At 63.2% G+C, this 17,280-nt stretch carries 15 protein-coding genes; 5 read left to right on the plus strand and 10 right to left on the minus strand.

All coding sequences use genetic code 11. From position 1 onward, the window contains the following. Together EA462_RS00405 and EA462_RS00410 are read left to right on the plus strand one after the other, a co-directional pair. On the plus strand, positions 1-1,419 hold the full coding sequence (locus EA462_RS00405; protein ID WP_124176605.1) for a hypothetical protein: 1,419 nt from the start codon (positions 1-3) through the stop codon (positions 1,417-1,419). A gap of 105 nt (positions 1,420-1,524) precedes the next feature. Continuing rightward, entirely contained in the window at positions 1,525-2,319 is a 795-nt protein-coding gene (locus EA462_RS00410) for an NAD+ synthase (RefSeq protein ID WP_124176606.1), read from the plus strand. A gap of 47 nt (positions 2,320-2,366) precedes the next feature. On the opposite strand, the gene EA462_RS00415 is transcribed toward EA462_RS00410, so the two are convergent. Next, a complete protein-coding gene (locus EA462_RS00415; RefSeq protein WP_243641331.1) occupies positions 2,367-2,774 on the minus strand; it encodes a TOBE domain-containing protein in 408 nt (135 codons plus the stop codon). Positions 2,775-2,809: 35 nt separating this feature from the next. Between EA462_RS00415 and EA462_RS00420 the strand changes: the two genes are divergently transcribed. Then, positions 2,810-4,672: a threonine--tRNA ligase gene (locus EA462_RS00420; RefSeq protein WP_124176608.1), complete on the plus strand. Its 1,863-nt coding sequence runs from the start codon at positions 2,810-2,812 to the stop codon at positions 4,670-4,672. 9 nt (positions 4,673-4,681) lie between these two features. Here EA462_RS00420 and EA462_RS00425 read toward each other — a convergent pair whose 3' ends face one another. Further along, a complete protein-coding gene (locus tag EA462_RS00425) occupies positions 4,682-4,999 on the minus strand; it encodes a hypothetical protein (protein ID WP_124176609.1) in 318 nt (105 codons plus the stop codon). A 145-nt stretch (positions 5,000-5,144) separates the two neighbouring features. Here EA462_RS00425 and EA462_RS00430 point away from each other — a divergent pair, with 145 nt between their 5' ends. Continuing rightward, complete coding sequence (locus tag EA462_RS00430; protein WP_124176610.1) at positions 5,145-5,372, plus strand: DUF5795 family protein; 228 nt, start codon at positions 5,145-5,147, stop codon at positions 5,370-5,372. Positions 5,373-5,440: 68 nt separating this feature from the next. Here EA462_RS00430 and EA462_RS00435 read toward each other — a convergent pair whose 3' ends face one another. From EA462_RS00435 to thiC, 3 genes are all read right to left on the minus strand, one after another. Continuing rightward, positions 5,441-6,313, minus strand: a complete 873-nt coding sequence (locus EA462_RS00435; RefSeq protein ID WP_243641332.1) for a UbiA family prenyltransferase — start codon at positions 6,311-6,313, stop codon at positions 5,441-5,443. Between the two features lie 117 nt (positions 6,314-6,430). Then, the gene (locus EA462_RS00440) at positions 6,431-7,330 is read right to left on the minus strand and encodes a PhzF family phenazine biosynthesis protein (RefSeq protein WP_124176611.1); all 900 of its coding nucleotides are present in this window, start codon (positions 7,328-7,330) and stop codon (positions 6,431-6,433) included. A 66-nt stretch (positions 7,331-7,396) separates the two neighbouring features. Further along, positions 7,397-8,839 (minus strand): phosphomethylpyrimidine synthase ThiC, encoded by a 1,443-nt coding sequence (gene thiC / locus EA462_RS00445; RefSeq protein ID WP_124176612.1) that lies wholly within the window; start codon positions 8,837-8,839, stop codon positions 7,397-7,399. 245 nt (positions 8,840-9,084) lie between these two features. On the opposite strand from thiC, the gene EA462_RS00450 reads away from it, so the two are divergent. Next, positions 9,085-9,783 (plus strand): phosphoribosyltransferase, encoded by a 699-nt coding sequence (locus EA462_RS00450; RefSeq protein WP_124176613.1) that lies wholly within the window; start codon positions 9,085-9,087, stop codon positions 9,781-9,783. Positions 9,784-9,801: 18 nt separating this feature from the next. Here EA462_RS00450 and EA462_RS00455 read toward each other — a convergent pair whose 3' ends face one another. The 5 genes from EA462_RS00455 to smc all read right to left on the minus strand — a co-directional run bounded on the left by EA462_RS00455 (position 9,802) and on the right by smc (position 17,242). Next, positions 9,802-10,374, minus strand: a complete 573-nt coding sequence (locus tag EA462_RS00455) for a small multi-drug export protein (protein ID WP_124176614.1) — start codon at positions 10,372-10,374, stop codon at positions 9,802-9,804. Positions 10,375-10,486: 112 nt separating this feature from the next. Then, entirely contained in the window at positions 10,487-11,950 is a 1,464-nt protein-coding gene (locus EA462_RS00460) for an MATE family efflux transporter (RefSeq protein ID WP_124176615.1), read from the minus strand. Between the two features lie 125 nt (positions 11,951-12,075). Then, the gene (locus EA462_RS00465) at positions 12,076-12,579 is read right to left on the minus strand and encodes a hypothetical protein (RefSeq protein WP_124176616.1); all 504 of its coding nucleotides are present in this window, start codon (positions 12,577-12,579) and stop codon (positions 12,076-12,078) included. Between the two features lie 48 nt (positions 12,580-12,627). Further along, positions 12,628-13,677: a segregation and condensation protein A gene (locus tag EA462_RS00470; protein ID WP_124176617.1), complete on the minus strand. Its 1,050-nt coding sequence runs from the start codon at positions 13,675-13,677 to the stop codon at positions 12,628-12,630. Continuing rightward, positions 13,670-17,242: a chromosome segregation protein SMC gene (gene smc, locus EA462_RS00475; protein ID WP_124176618.1), complete on the minus strand. Its 3,573-nt coding sequence runs from the start codon at positions 17,240-17,242 to the stop codon at positions 13,670-13,672. Before smc ends, EA462_RS00470 begins: the two co-directional genes overlap by 8 nt. Between the last annotated feature and the right edge of the window lie 38 nt (positions 17,243-17,280).

The raw sequence follows: 17,280 nt of genomic DNA on the forward strand, positions 1-17,280 counted from the left end.
ATGCGCCGTTCGATCGTCGTTGCCGTGATCCTGTTCGCAATCGCGTTTCTCTTTATCGGCGGTCCCTCGCTTTTGTTCTCTCCGTCGGCGGACGACGTCGTTCCAGAGGAACAATCGCAAGAGGAGCCGGAGATCGTTTCGATTTCCGACAGCGAGAGCGGGTTCTGGCCGTATCTCAACGCCCGCGAGGCCCACGAGAAGCGAAGCCCGCTCAACGTCGTCGTCAGGGGCGAATCGACCGAAGTCGTGAGGCTATTAGCCGAACACGGCGACGGCGACTGGGAGGAAGCCGACCACGACCACTTCGAAGCCGAAGACCTCCTCGATCTGCCGGACAACGAATCCGAAACCGAGGGGACCTCCACCTCGAACCACACGGCTGGGTCGGACGCGGCGGACCCGGAAGCCGAAACCGCGGTCGAGCAGCTTCGACCGGTGTCTCCGACCGACATTCCCTGGTCACACGCTGACGGTGCGACTCGACTGGCCTATCTCGATCCCGGTCCCGGCGAAGAGACGTACTGGACGACCGAAACGCTCCAGCTCGAGGACGGCGAGTACTACGGGTACCGGTACCACATCCGGCTCTACGAGAGCCCGAATCCCGATGATCAGTGGGTCGTCATGCAGACGCACTCGGAACACTTCGACTGGTTCACCCTTCGTCACCGAGTCGACGGCGTCGAAGCCGCCCAGTCGCGACTCGAGCGCGACCTGATGGCGATTCCGGGCGTCGACGTTCAGGAGGACGTCCGACGGATTTACCTCGACAACAGCGGTCCAGCGGATGCGGACGGCTGGGCGACCAAGGTCGATCTCACGGCGATGGCGATCGTTCCGTTCGCGTTCGGTCTCGTTGCGAGGCGGCAGTCTACAGCCGAACACGCGGGTGTCGGAATCCAGGAACGAGCCGACGACGCCATCGACAGTCGGATCAGCGAACACGACCGCGAACGCGTCGCTGCAGCCTCCGACCGGATCGAGGCGAACCACCTCATCCTCGCTGCGACGATCATCGCCGTCGTCCTCGGGGTCAGAATCGCCGGCATCGGGCTCGACCGAACTGTCGACGCGCTCACGGTTCACATGATCGCGGCCCTGCTGTATCCGGTCATCGCTATCGGACTGCCCGCCGTCACGTACGCGATCGCGAACGGCCTCGAGCGACGACTCGATGCCGCCATCGCAGCCTCGCTCTCGCTCGTCGTCGCGATCTGGCTCGATTACACGCTCCTCGGAGTGGACGTCCTGCCGATCGACGTCATCGTCCAGCGAGCGCTCGTCGTCGTCGCACTCGGCCTCATCGCCGGCGGGGCGGCGAGGCGAGCGACCCGCGACTCGAGGCTGAACGATATGCTGATCGCTGGCATGATGCTGTGGATACTCGTACTGGGCGGGACGTTACTCGGATATCTCTGAGCCTGTTCCGACGCTCTCGGTCCCCTGTAACCGGAAACTCGACGCTCGTCCACTTTTTCGCGGGGAGGGGAGGCTATTAGGACGGGCCGGCCGTACCGTTATTCGATGCTCGACCTTCGTTTCTCCGACGCGGAACTGGAACGCCACCGCGAACACATCACCGGCTTCGTTCGTGATCGCGTCGACGCCGCCGGGGTCGACGGCGCAGTGCTCGGACTCTCCGGTGGAATCGATAGTACGCTCACCGCGTATCTCACCGCCGAGGCGCTCGGCTCGGAGAACCTTCACGGCCTCGTCCTTCCGGCGACCGTCAGCGGCGACGAGAACATGAGCGACGCCGAGCGGGTCGCGCGAGATCTCGAGATCAGCTACGACGTCCTCGAGATCGAACCGGTCGTGGACTCGTTGCTCGCTGTCTACCCCGAAGCCGAAGGCGATCGGGAAGCCGTCGGAAACGCTCGAGCCCGCGTTCGAGCCGTACTCAACTATCTCGTTGCCAACCACGAGAGGCGTCTCGTGATCGGCACGGGAAATCGAAGCGAAGCCGCAGTCGGCTATTTCACCAAGTACGGCGACGGTGCCGTCGACTGTCATCCGATCGGGAACCTCTACAAAAAGCAGGTGCGTCAGCTCGCCCGTCACGTCGGCGTTCCGGCAGACCTGGCGACGAAGACTCCGACCGCCGAGCTGTGGGCCGATCAGACCGACGAAGAGGAGATGGGGATCGGCTACGACACCCTCGATTCGATCCTTGCAACGCACATCGACGGACCGCTCTCGGTCGCCGCGACCTGCCGAGCGCTCGAGGTCGACGCGGAAACCGTCGAGCAGGTTCGCCGGATGCACGACCGCAGTGAACACAAGCGAACGGTTCCGCCGGCACCGGAGCCGATCGAGTAATCGCTCTGGGGGTAGGACGGAACCAACTCTTGCGAGTAGTGGACGGCTCACTCACGCGCATCGGCGTCGAGCGCGATGGCCCTGGCCGCGGTCGCCTTGAACGCCGCGAGGATCCGTTTTCCGTCCTCGAGTTCGAGTCGGTCGGCGCTGGTTTTGGTAACGAGAGCCTGAACGGTACAGTCGTCGTCGAGGCGGATCGTGACCCTGGTGATCGCATCTCCGGACTCGAGTCGCTCGATCGTTCCCGAAAACCGATTCCGAAGGCTCGTCTCCGGCGGTTCCGATGGCTGAGATGGGGCGGTGAGGATGACGCTGTCGGATCGGACGGTGATCCGTACCTCGCGTGCCCCCTCGGGAACCAGCGCCACGATCGGTCCGGCGTCCGTCCCCGAGTCGTGGCCGCGAGAGACGAACGTCGAATCCGTTCTCTTCTGCCGGCCGGCGGGTGGAACCACGGTATTTATCTAGCCCGTGAGTCCTTCTATGGAGTATGCGACTGTTGTTCATTCATTCGGATCATCTAACGTTTGAGACGACCGATACGGCGGGTCCGGACGGTCTCGCAGAGACCGAGGGGGTGCCGATGTCCGGAGAGATGGAAGAGTGCGTCACGGCCTTTCTCACCGTCGAATCGGACGACGAAAACGATCTCGATGGCGTCGTCCAGAACGCCGTATCAGAACTGGAAGACGTCACCGGCCAGTTGAACACGCACAACATCGTCCTCTATCCCTACGCCCATCTCAGCGAGGATCTGGCGAGTCCGGACGCTGCCAAGACCGTCATGCGATCGCTCGAGACCGAACTCGAGGCCAAAAACTACGAGATCCTCCGTGCGCCGTTTGGCTGGTACAAATCCTTCGAGATCTCCTGTAAGGGCCACCCGCTGTCGGAGCTGTCACGCCACGTCACGAGTCACCACGGTGACGTCGAGGGCGACGGCGAGGACGAGCCCGAGGACGAAGACGAAGAGCGCGAGCCGAGCGAGTGGCACCTCCTGACGCCGGAGGGCGACCTCGAGGATCCCCTCGAGCGAAAGACCGGCGTGAGCGAGGACATGCAGGCGTTCATCGAGGACGAAGTCGAGGGCGTCACCGCGAGCAAGGGCGAGGAACCGGCGCATCTTTCGTTGATGCAGGAGAAAGAACTCGTCGACTACGATCCCCTTTCTGACGTCGGGAACCTGCGATACTACCCGCGCGGAAAGTTCGTCCGCGACTCGCTGATGGAGTACGTCAACGATCTCGTCGTCGATTACGGTGGAATGCCCGTCGAGACGCCGATCATGTACGATCTCGGGGTTCGCGCGATCGACGAACACGCCGGCAAGTTCGGTGAGCGCCAGTATCGCTTCGAGAGCGGAAACCGAAAGATGATGCTCCGATTCGCCGCCTGTTTCGGCCAGTTCTCGATCATGCGGGACATGTTCATCTCCGAGAACGACCTCCCGCTTCGGGTCTATGAGATGAGTACCTACTCGTTCCGCCGCGAACAGAAAGGCGAGGTCATGGGACTCAAGCGCCAGCGTGCGTTCACCATGCCAGACATGCACACCGCGACGGCCGACATCGAACAGGCCAAAGACGAGTTCCAGGCACAGGCGAACCTCTCGCTCGAGTCCAGTTCCGACCTCGGGCTCAACTACGTCGTCGCCTTCCGGCTCACCGAGGAGTTCTTCGACGACCACCGCGAGTGGGTCGAAGAGGTCGTCGCGGACATCGACGAACCGGTGTTGCTCGAGGTGTTGCCCGAACGCCACCACTACTGGTCGGCCAAGATCGACCTCGCGGCGATCGACGCCCTCGGCCGACCCATCGAGAATCCGACGGTCCAGATCGACGTCGAGAGCGCAGAGCGCTTCGACATCACCTACAACACGGGCGAGTCCTCCCACAACCCGATCATCCTCCACTACTCCCCCAGCGGCGGGATCGAGCGCGTGATGGCCGCGCTCCTAGAGCAGACGGCACGCCAGGAGACGGCGAGTCTGCCGACCTGGCTCTCCCCGACGCAGGTTCGGTTCATCCCCGTCGGGGACGAACACGTCGACTTCTGTGACGAGCTCGTAGACGAACTCACGGAGTCGGGAATCCGTGCCGATATCGACGAGCGAAACGAGTCCGTCGGCAAGCGGATCGCGACGGCCGAAACGGACTGGGTACCCTACTACGCGGTCGTTGGCGACGACGAAGTCGACGATCCCGTCTTCGGTATCAACCTGCGCGGCGAGGACGACGAACGCGAGATGAACCTCGAGGAACTCGCGGCCGCCGTCCTCGATGACGTCGATCAGAAACCGAACAAGAAACGGTACCTGCCACGCTACATCAGCGACCACCCCAACTTCACGTGATTTCGGGCTTCAGTGATCGAGACCGGGTCGCTGGAAGGTCGTCTCACCCCCGGCGGGCCGTACCAGCGCGTCTTCGATCTGTGGTGCGGCCAGAATCTCGTTTCGCCGCTGATCGTCCTCACTCCGGAAGTAGTAGGTGTCCGCACAGCCCGCAACCATCTCCGAGAGTGGCCGGTTCTCGTCGTGGACGACGGAAACGAGATCCCCTGTGACGGCGACTAGCACCGTACTCGGGGGTTTCCTAAACGCCTGTCTGAGCTGCTCGACGGTACAGTCCGCGGGAAGTTCGATGTGTACACCGTCGATCGTCGCCCAACGCGTTTCCATGGCCGTCCGTAACCGACACCGCCATTATACGCTTTTGCGCGCAGCTACCGGCCGCCGCTGTTTTCGTCGGCGTCGTAGGCGTCGATTCCGCCGCCAGCTCGGAGCCTCCGACAGTATTAGGCCGGTCGCGCACACAGTCTCGAGTGTGAGCGAGAACCGCGTCGTTCAGGGGCGAATGGTCACGGCAAAGTCACTCGCGGAGCTGATCGAAGGCGAGTCGGTGATGGAAGCGGAAGCGATTACGGAGGCGGATCGGGACTGTCCGGACTGTGGCGGCTCCGTCCTGGAGGTGGGCTACATGCCCTCCGTTACCGCGTTCGTCACCGGTCGAAAGTGTCAGGACTGCGACTGGCGGGAGGTCGAACGCGACTGAATCTGCTCGAATTTGCGAGCCCGATTACGTCGTCCGGTCTGGACCGCAGCCGTTCGACTCACCGATCCTCACCACACGAGCCACTCGAGCGCGAGGACGACCCCGGCGAGGAAAACGTGCTCGCCGTCGACGACGAAACCGTAGAACAGCGGCCCTCGATCCGGCGTCGCAAACGGGATGTAGCCGGCGACGTAGCCGTTCATCGCGAGGACGACGAGAAACTCACCGGTCAGGACGTCGGTCCAGACGAGGCCGATGACGCCCGTCGCGACGACCACGTTGGCTGCTTGCGAGAGTCGTCTGGTCGATCGGAGGCCGAGCCTGTTTGGAACCGTCGCGATCCCCTCAGCGCGGTCGCCGGCCACGTCTTTGACGTCGAAGATCACGGCGGCGATCGTGATCATGACCGTCACGTACCCCGCCAGAAACAGGACGGAGAGATCCGCGAGCTGTCCGTAGTAGTAGCCGACGCCGAGCGGGATCACACCCCAGGCGAGGCCGACGAAGCAGTTCTTTACGAGAAAGATCCGTTTCAGTCCGCCCAGTGAATACAGCAGCGCAACGGGAACCGGGAGCAACAGATACAGCGCGCCCGGGAGATCGAGTCCGACCGCCGTCGCGATCGCACCGAGATAGAGGACGATCCCGAGAGCGAGCCAGAACCGCCCGTACCGTCTCGTGAACGCCGCTCGCCGCGGGACGTTTCGCTCGTCCTCCTCGAGATCGGTGAATCGGTTGACCGTGTAAACGAACATCGTGGCCGCGAAGACGACGAACAGCGGGAAGAACTCGAGCGAAAGCCCGACGAGAACCATCGTCGTGACGGCCACGCTCACCGTCGCCAGCGAAATGAAGAGGTTGGCGTGAACAAGCAGCCGGAGCCAGCCCGTCACCGACGATACGCGCCGTTCGTTTCTCCGGCTGGTGTTCGTGTTCGTCACGTCAGTTCGGCTCCCGCGGGAACCCGTTCACCTCGTCCGGTGTAGCGGTCGAACGGACTTGGGCGTTGTGGGGAACGCGCCCGTCGACGGCACTCTGACCGGATCCGTGCGGTTCGTTCAGATTTCGAGAATGTCGTCTTCGTCGTCTTCGGGTACGACCAGCGAGCCGTCGAGGACGGTCACGCCGCGGCCGCCGACCCGGACGTCTCGATCGACGCGGACTCGGACCGATCCCGGCCGATCGACGTAGTGCCCCTGCTCGAGGCGCAACTCGTCGGGCAGATCGTCGTCGAACGCGCCGAAGTGATCGAGGTAGGCACCGACCGCACCGCTTGCCGTTCCGGTGACCGGATCCTCCGGAACGCCGGCACCGGGTGCGAACATTCGTCCGTGGAGCGTCGATTCGGCCTCGAGTGCGTCGAACGTAAAGAGATAGACGCCGGTAGCCTCGATCGAATCGGTGAGCGCTTCGATCGCGTCCATGTCCGGCGCGGCGTTTCCGAGATCGGAGAGGTACGTGATCGGAACGATAAGGAACGGAAGGCCGGTCGAAGCGACCGCCAGCGGGATGTCGTCGCTTGCCCCTTCGAGTGCGGCTCGATCCACCCCGAGCGCCTCGGCGGTCCGGGCGTAGCCGACATCGACCTCGCGAACCGTGGGTGCCTCCTGGGTCATCCAGACGGTTCCGTCCGCGCCGACGTCGATCTCCAGGACGCCGACGTTCGTCTCGAGCGTGCTCGTTCCCGGATCGAGACCCTCCTCGCGCAGGTGGGTGAACGAGGCGATCGTCGCGTGACCACAGAGGTCGACTTCCTGTGCTGGCGTGAAGTACCGCACCCGACGATCTGCCTCGGCGCTGTCCCGTAAAAACGCCGTCTCGCTGAGCGCCATCTCGTTCGCGATGGCCTGCATCTGGCCCCTCGAGAGGTCGTCCGCGTCCGGGACGACGCCGGCTGGATTCCCCGTACACGGTTCGTCGGTGAACGCGTCGACCTGACGGACCCGAATCGTGTCCATACGAAACGCTGACGCGCGGCGTTCTTCGCTCTTTTCACTTCCGTCGCCGCGAGCGTGCGATCGATATCAGTCGTCACCCGCCCGCTCGACCAGCGCATCCTCGCCCGTCTCGTCTTTCGACGGGACGCTCGAGTCGTGCGTGCCGACCGGCGGCAGGTTCACCTCCGCTGCGGGCGACGACTCGAGATCCGTCGTGGTCTCGAGTTCGGACATCTCGCCGTCCTCGACGTCGCGGGCGTCCTGGTCGATCCGCATCGAACAGAAGTCGACGCCACACATCGAGCAAAAGCGTGCTTCCTTGTAGTTGTCGCCGGGTAGCGTCTGATCGTGGTAGTCTCGAGCACGGTCCGGATCGAGCGCGAGGCGGAACTGCTCTCGCCAGTCGAAGTCGTATCTGGCCTCAGAGAGCGCGTCGTCCCAGTCTCGAGCGCCGGGTAACCCGTTGGCCACGTCGCCCGAGTGGGCGGCGATCCGGTAGGCGGCGAGTCCGTCCCGGACGTCTTCTTCTTCGGGGAGGCCGAGGTGTTCTTTCGGGGTGACGTAACAGAGCATCGCTGCACCGGCCTGGGCCGCCATCGCCGCACCGATCGCGCTCGTGATGTGGTCGTAGCCGGGTGCGATGTCCGTGACGAGCGGTCCGAGGACGTAGAAGGGAGCGCCGTCGCAGACGTCCTGTTGGCGAGCGATGTTCTCAGCGACGCGGTGCATCGGCACGTGGCCGGGCCCTTCGACCATCACCTGAACGTCGTGATCCCAAGCGATTCTGGTCAACTCGCCGAGCGTGTCGAGTTCGGCGTACTGCGCCTCGTCGCAGGCGTCCGCGAGCGAGCCCGGCCGGAGACTGTCCCCGAGACTGAACGTCACGTCGTGCTCTGCGAAAATCTCACAGATGTCGTCGTAGACCCGAAACAGCGGGTTCTGCTCGCCGCGTTCTTCCATCCACTGCGCCATGATCGAGCCGCCCCTGGAGACGATCCCCGTCTTCCGCCCGTCGGTCAGCGGCAGGTGTTCCGCGAGGATGCCCGCGTGGATCGTCATGTAGTCGACGCCCTGTTCGGCCTGCTTTTCGATGACCGCGAGCAACAGCTCCGTCGTGATCTCTTCGGGGCTCTCGGCCCGTTTGACGGCCTCGTACAGCGGCACCGTCCCGATCGGAATCGGGGAGTGTTCGACGTGCGCCTCGCGGATCTCGTCTAAGTCGCTTCCCGTTCCCAGATCCATCACCGTATCCGCTCCGTAGTGAACCGCGGTGTGGAGTTTCTCGAGTTCGGTCTCGAGGTCGCTCGTCGTCTCGCTGTTGCCGATGTTCGCGTTAACTTTCGTAGAGAACTCGCGACCGATAATCATCGGATCGAGCGCGTCGTGGTTTCTGTTCGCCGGAATCACGGCCTGTCCCTCCGCGACCTGCTCGCGAACGAACTCCGGATCGCGGTTCTCGCGTTCGGCTACGCGTTCTATCTCCGTCGTGATCTCTCCCGAACGGGCGGCTGCGATCTGCGTGTTCGCCATCAATAACTAGGTTGTATTATCCAGTTATAAATAACTAGCTGATGTGCTATCGAGACGGCGAGTGTCGTATCATACATTCCAGACATGTTTTTCGGATGTTACTCGGGCCGTATTAGACGAATCACTCCCAGTCCGTTCCAGTGGGCCACGAACGGTCTGCGATCGCATCGGTACGCAGCTACACCGGTACGTATCAGCCCACTTATGGGGATTGCCGCCCAGATGCTCGAGTAGGTGGCCATCCGATGTCCGATCTACCGGACGATTTCGATTGCACGATCACGAACTGGGAGTACATCTACAGCCTCTGTCGGGACGTCAGCGACGAGGTCCGCCGCGACGAGTTCGAACCCGACGTCATCGTCGCCCTCGCGCGGGGCGGCTGGTTCGCGGGTCGGTGTCTCTGTGATTTCCTCGGGCTGGACGATTTGACGAGCCTGAAGATGGAACACTACGTCGGAACGGCGGAGAAAACCGGCGAGCCGACCGTCAGATATCCGATGCCCGAAGGCAGCGTCGAGGGAAAAGACGTCCTCGTCATCGACGACATCGCAGATACCGGCGGATCGATCGAGCGAGCCTTCGAATACGTCGACGACCGCAACGCGGGCGAGGTCCGTACCGCGACGCTTCAGCTCCTTCAGACCAGCGAGTTCGAACCGGACTACATCGGGGAGCGACTCGAGGAGTGGACCTGGGTCGTTTACCCGTGGAACTTCCTCGAGGACATGATCGACCTGATCACGGGCGCGATGGACCGCGCCGATCAGGAGACGTTTACGCCCGACGAGATCAGACACTACCTCGCAGAGTATCACAGCGTCGAGCGCATCGAGATGGAGATCGCTCAGCCCAACCGGGTGCCGGAAGTCCTCGCGGAGATGGAACGGCGAGACGTCATCGAGATGCACCGCTCCGGCGAGTGGGCGTTGCGCTCCGAGTGAGCGGTCGGGATACGACCGTCAGAGCAGCCCCGAGAGGAACGTCGCTCCGGTCACCGAGAGGACGGTGATGACGACGGTCCAGAGTGCGATGCTCGCGGTCATCCAGACGATCGCTGATTGGCGTGTCGCACCCAAGCCGACGGCGATGAGCGCACCGACGTGGACGCCGGTTACTATCGGTGCGCTCAACGCCAACCCTGGGAGTCCGTAGGAGTCCCAGACCCGTTTTGCCCGCCGTCTTCGTTTCGACGGGGGCGAATCCGATCGTCGAGCGGCGAGCATCGAACGGACGCGGTCGGACGCGACGAGCAGGACGTACACCGGCATCACGTTTCCGGCGAACGCAACGCTGGCGACGAGAATCGGGTTCAATCCGAGGGCGACGCCGATCGGTATGACGATGAGTATCTCGAGAAGCGGCGTGGCTGCCAGGAGAAAGACGAGCAAGTACTGTCCGATGCCGTCGCTCTCGGAGAGCAACTCGCGTGCGCGCTCCTCCGCGCCAGCGAACAGGATATCCACGCTGGCGAACTGGAGGGATGGTGTGGAGAACAGCGCTCCCGAGAGCGCCGACGAAGGTCCGTCGATCATACTCGAACCACGGGAGCCGTCGCGTATAGGTGCTGCTGAACGCGACGACTGGACCGACCGTCTCGCCGGTCGACGAGCACACCGGCCGTCTCCACTCTCCGGAACGAACCGATCACTCCGCGACGGACTCGCCCTCCGCCGCGGCGCTCGTCCCGTCCGTTTCCGTTCCGGATTCGTCGGTCGAGTTGTCGACGATCGATTCCTTCCACGTCCCGCGGCTGAACCAGGCGACCGCCGCGATCGCGCCGACGACGTCGCCCAGGACGACCCCCATCCAGATGCCGGTCGTCCCCCACCCGGCGACGAAGATAAGGTAGTAGGAGGCCGGAATTCGAACGATCCACAGCCCGAGGACGGCGAAGACGAGCGCCGTCTTCGTGTTCCCGGCACCCCGGAACGCGCCCAGGAACACCTGCATGACGCCCATGAAGACGAACGCGAACGCGGCGAACTGAAGGTAGGTCACGCCGTAGTCGATAGTCGCCGCTCGTCCCTCGGCTTCGGCCGTGAGAAACACCGAAACGAACGGCTCCGGAAAGAGGAACGCGATCAGTCCCGCGATGGCCATGATCGAGCCGACGACGGCCGCCCCCAGCCACGTCGCTGACGACGCACGCTCCGGCCTGTCGGCACCGAGGTTCTGTCCGACGATCGAGTCCATCGCCTGTCCCATCCCCATCGCCGGCAAGAACGCGAGCGAGATGAGCCGGTTTCCGAGGCCGTAGGCTGCCACGACCGCCGGCGGGAAGGTCACGACGATGGCGGTCATCGTGACCATCGCCAGCGCCGTCATCGACTGCTCGAGCGCCGTTGGGACCCCCAGTCGCGTGATCTCGGTGACGTACTCGAGGCGCGGTCTGAGGTGGCTCGCCTGGACGTCCGGTCCCACGTCGGTGTAGTACAGGATGTAAAACCCGAGCGCCGTCGCCACGCCCCGTGAGAGTACGGTCGCGACCGCCGCCCCGGCGATCTCGAGGCGGGGAAGCGGACCGACGCCGAAGATGAGGAGCGGATCGATGACGAGGTTGATGATCACGCTGACGAGCATCACTCGCATCGGAGCCCGCGTGCTCCCGTAGCCCCGCATGAGCGCGACGAAGACGTAAAAACCGAAGACGAACGGAAGCCCGAGGAAGAATATCCGCAGGTATTCGGCGGCGAGTGGAACGATCGCCGCCTCCGTCTCGGGGTCGGCGGGGAGGAGCGCGAGCATCGGATCGGTCGCGAAGTAGCCGACGATGCCGAGAACGACCGCGATCAACGAGATGTACGAGAGCGTCTGTCCCGCGATCAGACCGTCCTTGCCGCTTTCGGCACCCGTGTGTTGGGCGATGAGGATCGCGCCGGCGGTGGTAAACCCGCCACCGATCGCGATCAGCAAGAACAGGAGGGGAAACGCGAGGCTGACCGCACCAACCGCATCCGGTGAGAGCGCGCCGAGCCAGAAGGTGTCACCGACGTTGTAGGCGACCTGCAACAGCTGAATAACCACGAGCGGCCAGGCCAGCATAAACATCGGACGAACGAGAGAGCCCTCCGTCAGGTTTCCCTCGTCCGGCTCGCCAGCGGAGGACATATCGAAACAGTGTAACTCGGCCTACTTGATCGCTTCTGATATGTGATATCGGTGACCAATGACGAAGTCACGCGCGTCCGATCGTCCCTCAGTATATCGATCGATACTCCCCCTCGAGCGACTTCTCAGACGCGCTCCGACTCGAGTTCCGGGAAGTCCCCATCGCGCTCGTCGCTCGTGTCCGCACCGGGATCCGACCGGTCGCGGGTGGGCTCGATCCGTTCGCGCGGCTCGACCACACACTGCTCGCAGTAAACGTTCTCGCCGGACTCGAGTACCGCGATCGTCGTGCCAAAGAGCACCCGTCGTCGCTCGTATCGGCGGAACTCGCCACCGTGGGCCGATCGACCGCACTCGTCACAGTCGACGCCAGCCGTGTCGACCTGACCGGTCCGAACGTCGCGTTTCGTACCGATCGTATAGACCGGATCCCTCGAGGCCTCGGCGGCCTGCCAGCAGACGATGAGCCCGAGAACGAACAGGAGCACACCGATCCACCAGAAGCCGACTATCGTCGGGACGACGAGCACCGAAACCAGAATCCAGCACCACAGCAGCGCAAACCCCAGGGAGTCCGCGATCCGCCGGAGTCCGTCGCCGGCGCTTCGACTACGAGCCGGTCGTGTCATTCGTCACTCACCACTGTCGAGATGGGAATAATACTTTCGACACGGGCGTCAGTCCGCGATCGCCTCTTCGGGCTCCGCCTCGAGCGTCGCCTCCTGAATCCAGAGGTCACCGAACAGTTCGTCCTGCTCGAGTCGAATTCGGCCGCGGTGGGCGAGGAACAACAGCGCGAGATACGTCATCACGCGCGAGCCGCCCGTCTCGTCGATCTCGGCGTACAGCACCTCGTCGCGTCCCTTCTCGTAGTGGTCCTCGAGTACGCTCTCGACGCCGTCGATGACCGTTTCGATGTCTTCTTCGTGTGTCGTGTGGGTCACGTCGTCGCTCGTCGGCTCGTCGTCGATCCGGAACTGGTCTTCGGAGTGATAGGAAAGCTCCTGGACGCCCCGGTCGTACCCGCTCGGTGAGTTACTCGTATCGTAACTCCGGGATTCTTTCCACCAGGTGCCGCGTTCGGCACTCCGGAGTTCGCGAACCAGCTCGTCGAGCGTCTCCGGCTTGCCGCGAGCCTGCTTTCGCTCGAGTCGACGCTCCATTTCGGCCTCGAGTCCCTCGATCGGATCGAACCCCGGCGGATGATCGCCGCTCTCTCCGGTTGCCCCAGCGTCGTCAGCGAACGGTGCCTCCCACGGCGGTAATTCCTCCTCGTCGGGCTCGTCCGGTGCGAACAGCTCGTCGCTTTTCATCCGCAAGAGGACGCTCGCGTAGAACAGTGCCCGGCCCGACGTCCGGAGATCCGCATCGTCGAGCACCTCGAGGAACTTGTCCGTGACCCGGACCACGTCGATGTCCCACGGATCGATCTCGCCGTCTTTGGCCAACTGGACGAGCAATTCGACCGGCTCGACGTTTTCGTCGTCTTCGTCCCCCCCGTTCGAGCCCGAACTCGTCCCGGCACCGTCCTCGGAGAACTCGAGGAGCGTCCCACCGTCGTCGCTCGAGACGCCCGGCGGCTCGCGGTCCTCGTGGCCGGCGATGTTCAGCGGAACGTCGTCACCGCCGTCCGTCCGTAGCCTCGAAGACCGCTCCGTCGTCTCCGGGCCCCCGCTCGCGTCGCCCCTCGATCGCGTTTCCGAGGAACTCCGTTCGTCGCTAGTCATCGGCGGGCACCTCCTCACTGCTGAGATCGATCCCGGTCACCGCACTCACGTTGTCCTGTTGCATCGTCACCCCGATCGCTCGCTGCGATCGGTCGAGCATGGCCGAGCGGTGCGAGACGACGACGAACTGCGCGCTGTCTGCGAGTTCCTCGACCATCTCCCCGATCCGATCCGCGTTGACGGCATCGAGGAAGGCGTCGACCTCGTCGAGCGCGTAGAATGGGGCCGGGTTGTGGCGCTGGATCGCGAAAATGAACGCCAGTGCGGTCAGCGACTTCTCCCCGCCGGACATCGCATCGAGGCGCTGGATCGGCTTGTCACCCGGCTGGGCTTTCATGGTGAGTCCGCCGTCGAACGGATCCTCCTCGTTCTCGAGGTGTACCGTTCCGGTTCCCTCCGAGAGCTTCTCGAAGATCTCGGTGAAGTGGCCCGAAATCGCCTCGTAGGCGTCCATGAACGTCTGTTTCTTCTGCGATTCGTACTGGTCGATTCGCTCGCGGATCCCGTCGGCTTCTTCGACCAGCGTGGCCCGTCCGTCCTCGAGGTCGTCGAGATCCGACCGAACGTCGTCGTACTCGTCGATCGCGAGCATGTTGACCGGTTCCATCGCCTCCATATCCGCCTCGAGCAGGTCGATCATCTCGAGGACGGCCTCGTGATCCGGAACGTCCTCGGGATCGTACTCGGTGACCTCCGATTCGAGGCTTTCGACCTCCCACGTTAAGTTGCTCTCGCGCTCGCGCTCGCTCTCGAGTTTGCTCTCGACCGCGTTGACCCGATCTTGTTGCTGATCGCGTCTCGTTCGTGCGTCCGCGAGTTCGTCTTTCAGGTCGTTCCGTTCTGCTTTGAGTTCCGAGAGCTCCTCTTCGAGATCCGCGATCGACTCGCGTTTGTCCTCGAGGATCTCCCGTTTGTCCCGAATAGCCCCCTCGAACTCTTCGATCTGCGTTTCGTGTTCCGCCGTGCGGTTCTGGGCCGTCTCGATGTCGTCGTGGAGGTCCTCGATGGCATCCTGGGCGTACTGCTTTTCGAGACCGAGTTCGTTGAGATCGCCGTCGATCGCGTCGATTCGATCTTCGCGTTCGTCGATTTCGGCCTCGAGGTCGTCGATTTCGGCCGTGAGTTCGGGAATCTTCGACTCCGCGAGTTCGCTCTCGAGATCCTCGATGTCGGCTTCGATCGCTTCGATCTCCGCCGTCTGCTCGTCGATGTCGCTCGAGATCTCGTTCATCCGGTCGTCGACGGATTCGCGTTCGTTGCGAAGCTCGACGAGTTCGTCTTCGAGCGTGTCGATCTCGGCTTCGATCGACTCGCGTCGCTCGTCGAGGGCGTCGATCTCGGCTTCGATCGAGCGAACGTCGTCGGCCGCGTCGGTCTTTCGGTCGCGGGCGTCGTCGAGTCGGCCCTCGACGTCCCGAAGCTCCTCGCGCAGGGAATCTCGCTCGTCCTGTAACTCGGTGATCGCCTTCGCGACGCGCTCGAGTTGCCCCTCGCCGCCGCCGGTAAAGGAGTAGCGAGAGCCGCTGCCGGATCCGCCGGTCATCGCGCCGGTTTTCTCGACGAGGTCGCCGTCGAGCGTCACCATTCGGTAGTCGCCCATGTACGCACGAGCGGTTTCGATGTCTTCGACGACGAGCGTATCTCCCAGAACGTACGAAAAGATCCCGGCGTAGCGCTCGTCGAAGTCGACCAGATCGAAGGCGAAGCCGACGACGCCCGGATCCGTCGGGGCGTTCGGCAGTCCGCGGCGGCTCATCTCCGTCATCGGGAGGAACGTCGCCCGTCCGGCGTTCCGGGACTTGAGGTGGTCGATACACTGCTGACCGATGACGTCGTCGTCGACGACGACGTTCGAAAGCCGCCCGCCCGCTGCCGTTTCACACGCGACGGCGTACTCGCCGGAGACGGTTCCGAGCTGGGCGACTGCGCCGTGGACGCCGTCGATCCCTCCGTTGAGGATCGTCGTCACGGCGCGTCCGAACGAGGAATCCCCGCTCTCGCCCGCGTTCGCCTCGAGCTCTGCGTACTCCTGTTGTTTCGCCTGGAGATCGTCGTCGATCTCGTCGATCTCGGCCTGGACCCGTCGCTTTTCGTCTTTCAGATCGTCGACGACGCCCGCGATGTTCGCGCTGTTCTTTCGGGCCTTCTCGAGTTCGCGCTCGAGGTCGCTGCGCTCGCGTTCGATCTCGGGGAGTTCCTCCCGACGCTGTTCGATCGTTCGCTCTTTCTCGCTGATCGTGTTCGACCGGCGACGTGCCTCGTCGAGGAGACGGTCTTGCTCGCGCTGAAGATCGTTCTTCTCCGTTTTCGCCTCCTCGAGATCGTCCTTTCGCGCCGCGAGGTCGGCTTTGAGGTCGTCGAACTCGGTATCGACGGCGTCGATCTCGGATTCGAGGTCGTCGCGCCTGGCCTCGCGTTCTTGTATCTCGGTCTTGATCGACGCCTTCTCGAGTTTGTGTTCGCGGATCTCGGACTCGAGGTCGTCGATCCGTTCTTGCTTGCGGTCGATCTGGACGAAGGCTTCGCGTCGGTTCGATTCTGCGTCCTCGATCTGTTCTTCGCTCGCGTCGATCCGATCTTCGAGCCGAGAGATGTCGCCTTTGACCTCCTCGATCTCGCTTTTGATTCTGAGCTGTTCGTCCTCACCTTTGCGTTCGATTTCGGCGTTTAAGTCCTCGAGATCCTCCTGAAGGCGCACGACCGCCCCCTGCCGTTCGTCGAGCTCTCGGTTGTGGTCCTCGAGGTCGTCTTCGAGATCGGTGACGCGCGAGCGGGCACCTTCCAGATCGGCGCGTTTGTCCTCGAGTTCGCTCGCCTTCCGATACCCCTCGTACTCCTCTTTTTCGCGCCGGAGTCTGCGGTACCGAAGCGCGCTCTGGCGTTCGTCGTCGAGCTGTTCGAGGCGGTCGCGTTTCTCCTCGATTCGGAGTTCGGCCTCGTCGATCCGCTCTTCGACGATCTCGAGTTCCGCGAACGCGTCTTCTTTTTTGGCGTCGAACTCGGCAACGCCGGCGATCTCGTCGATGATCTCCCGACGAGCGTGTGGCGTCATGTTGATGATCTCGGTCACGTCGCCCTGCATGACGACGTTGTATCCTTCCGGCGTAACGCCGGCCTGTGCGAGTAAATCCCGGATATCAGAGAGGTTGACCGATCGATCGTTGAGGTAGTAATAGGAGTAGTAGTTGTCCTCGGTTTCTTTGACTCGGCGGCGGATACGGATCTCGTCGACCTCACCGACGTCTTCGCTTCCGGCGGCGTTGACGACCTGTGATCGATCGAGCGTGGCGTCGCCGTTGTCGAGGACGACCTCGACGGTCGCCTCGCGCGGCCCGGCGCTATCCGTTCCGTCCTCGTGGCCGGGGTTGTAGATGAGGTCAGTCAGTTTCTCCGCGCGGATGCCACGGGTTCGAGCCAGACCGAGCGCGAAGAGAACGGCGTCGATGATGTTCGACTTTCCGGAGCCGTTCGGTCCGGTAACGACCGTAAAGTCCTCGTAGAACGGGATTTTCGTCTTCCGGCCGAAGCTCTTGAAATCGTCCAGAACGACTGCCTTGATGTACATTCTCTCCTCGAGACCTCCGTCAACAGCGGGAAACGGAC

The organism is Natrarchaeobius halalkaliphilus (assembly GCF_003841485.1).
Classification (GTDB): Archaea; Halobacteriota; Halobacteria; order Halobacteriales; family Natrialbaceae; genus Natrarchaeobius; species Natrarchaeobius halalkaliphilus.

Excerpts from the sequence above, each read along its gene's own strand:
- EA462_RS00455 (WP_124176614.1), bottom strand. The coding sequence starts at position 10,374 with ATGATCGACGGACCTTCGTCGGCGCTCTCGGGAGCGCTGTTCTCCACA.
- smc (WP_124176618.1), bottom strand. The coding sequence starts at position 17,242 with ATGTACATCAAGGCAGTCGTTCTGGACGATTTCAAGAGCTTCGGCCGG.
- EA462_RS00460 (WP_124176615.1), bottom strand. The coding sequence starts at position 11,950 with ATGTCCTCCGCTGGCGAGCCGGACGAGGGAAACCTGACGGAGGGCTCT.
- EA462_RS00470 (WP_124176617.1), bottom strand. The coding sequence starts at position 13,677 with ATGACTAGCGACGAACGGAGTTCCTCGGAAACGCGATCGAGGGGCGAC.
- EA462_RS00420 (WP_124176608.1), top strand. The coding sequence starts at position 2,810 with ATGCGACTGTTGTTCATTCATTCGGATCATCTAACGTTTGAGACGACC.
- EA462_RS00450 (WP_124176613.1), top strand. The coding sequence starts at position 9,085 with ATGTCCGATCTACCGGACGATTTCGATTGCACGATCACGAACTGGGAG.
- EA462_RS00405 (WP_124176605.1), top strand. The coding sequence starts at position 1 with ATGCGCCGTTCGATCGTCGTTGCCGTGATCCTGTTCGCAATCGCGTTT.
- thiC (WP_124176612.1), bottom strand. The coding sequence starts at position 8,839 with ATGGCGAACACGCAGATCGCAGCCGCCCGTTCGGGAGAGATCACGACG.
- EA462_RS00425 (WP_124176609.1), bottom strand. The coding sequence starts at position 4,999 with ATGGAAACGCGTTGGGCGACGATCGACGGTGTACACATCGAACTTCCC.
- EA462_RS00410 (WP_124176606.1), top strand. The coding sequence starts at position 1,525 with ATGCTCGACCTTCGTTTCTCCGACGCGGAACTGGAACGCCACCGCGAA.
- EA462_RS00440 (WP_124176611.1), bottom strand. The coding sequence starts at position 7,330 with ATGGACACGATTCGGGTCCGTCAGGTCGACGCGTTCACCGACGAACCG.
- EA462_RS00465 (WP_124176616.1), bottom strand. The coding sequence starts at position 12,579 with ATGACACGACCGGCTCGTAGTCGAAGCGCCGGCGACGGACTCCGGCGG.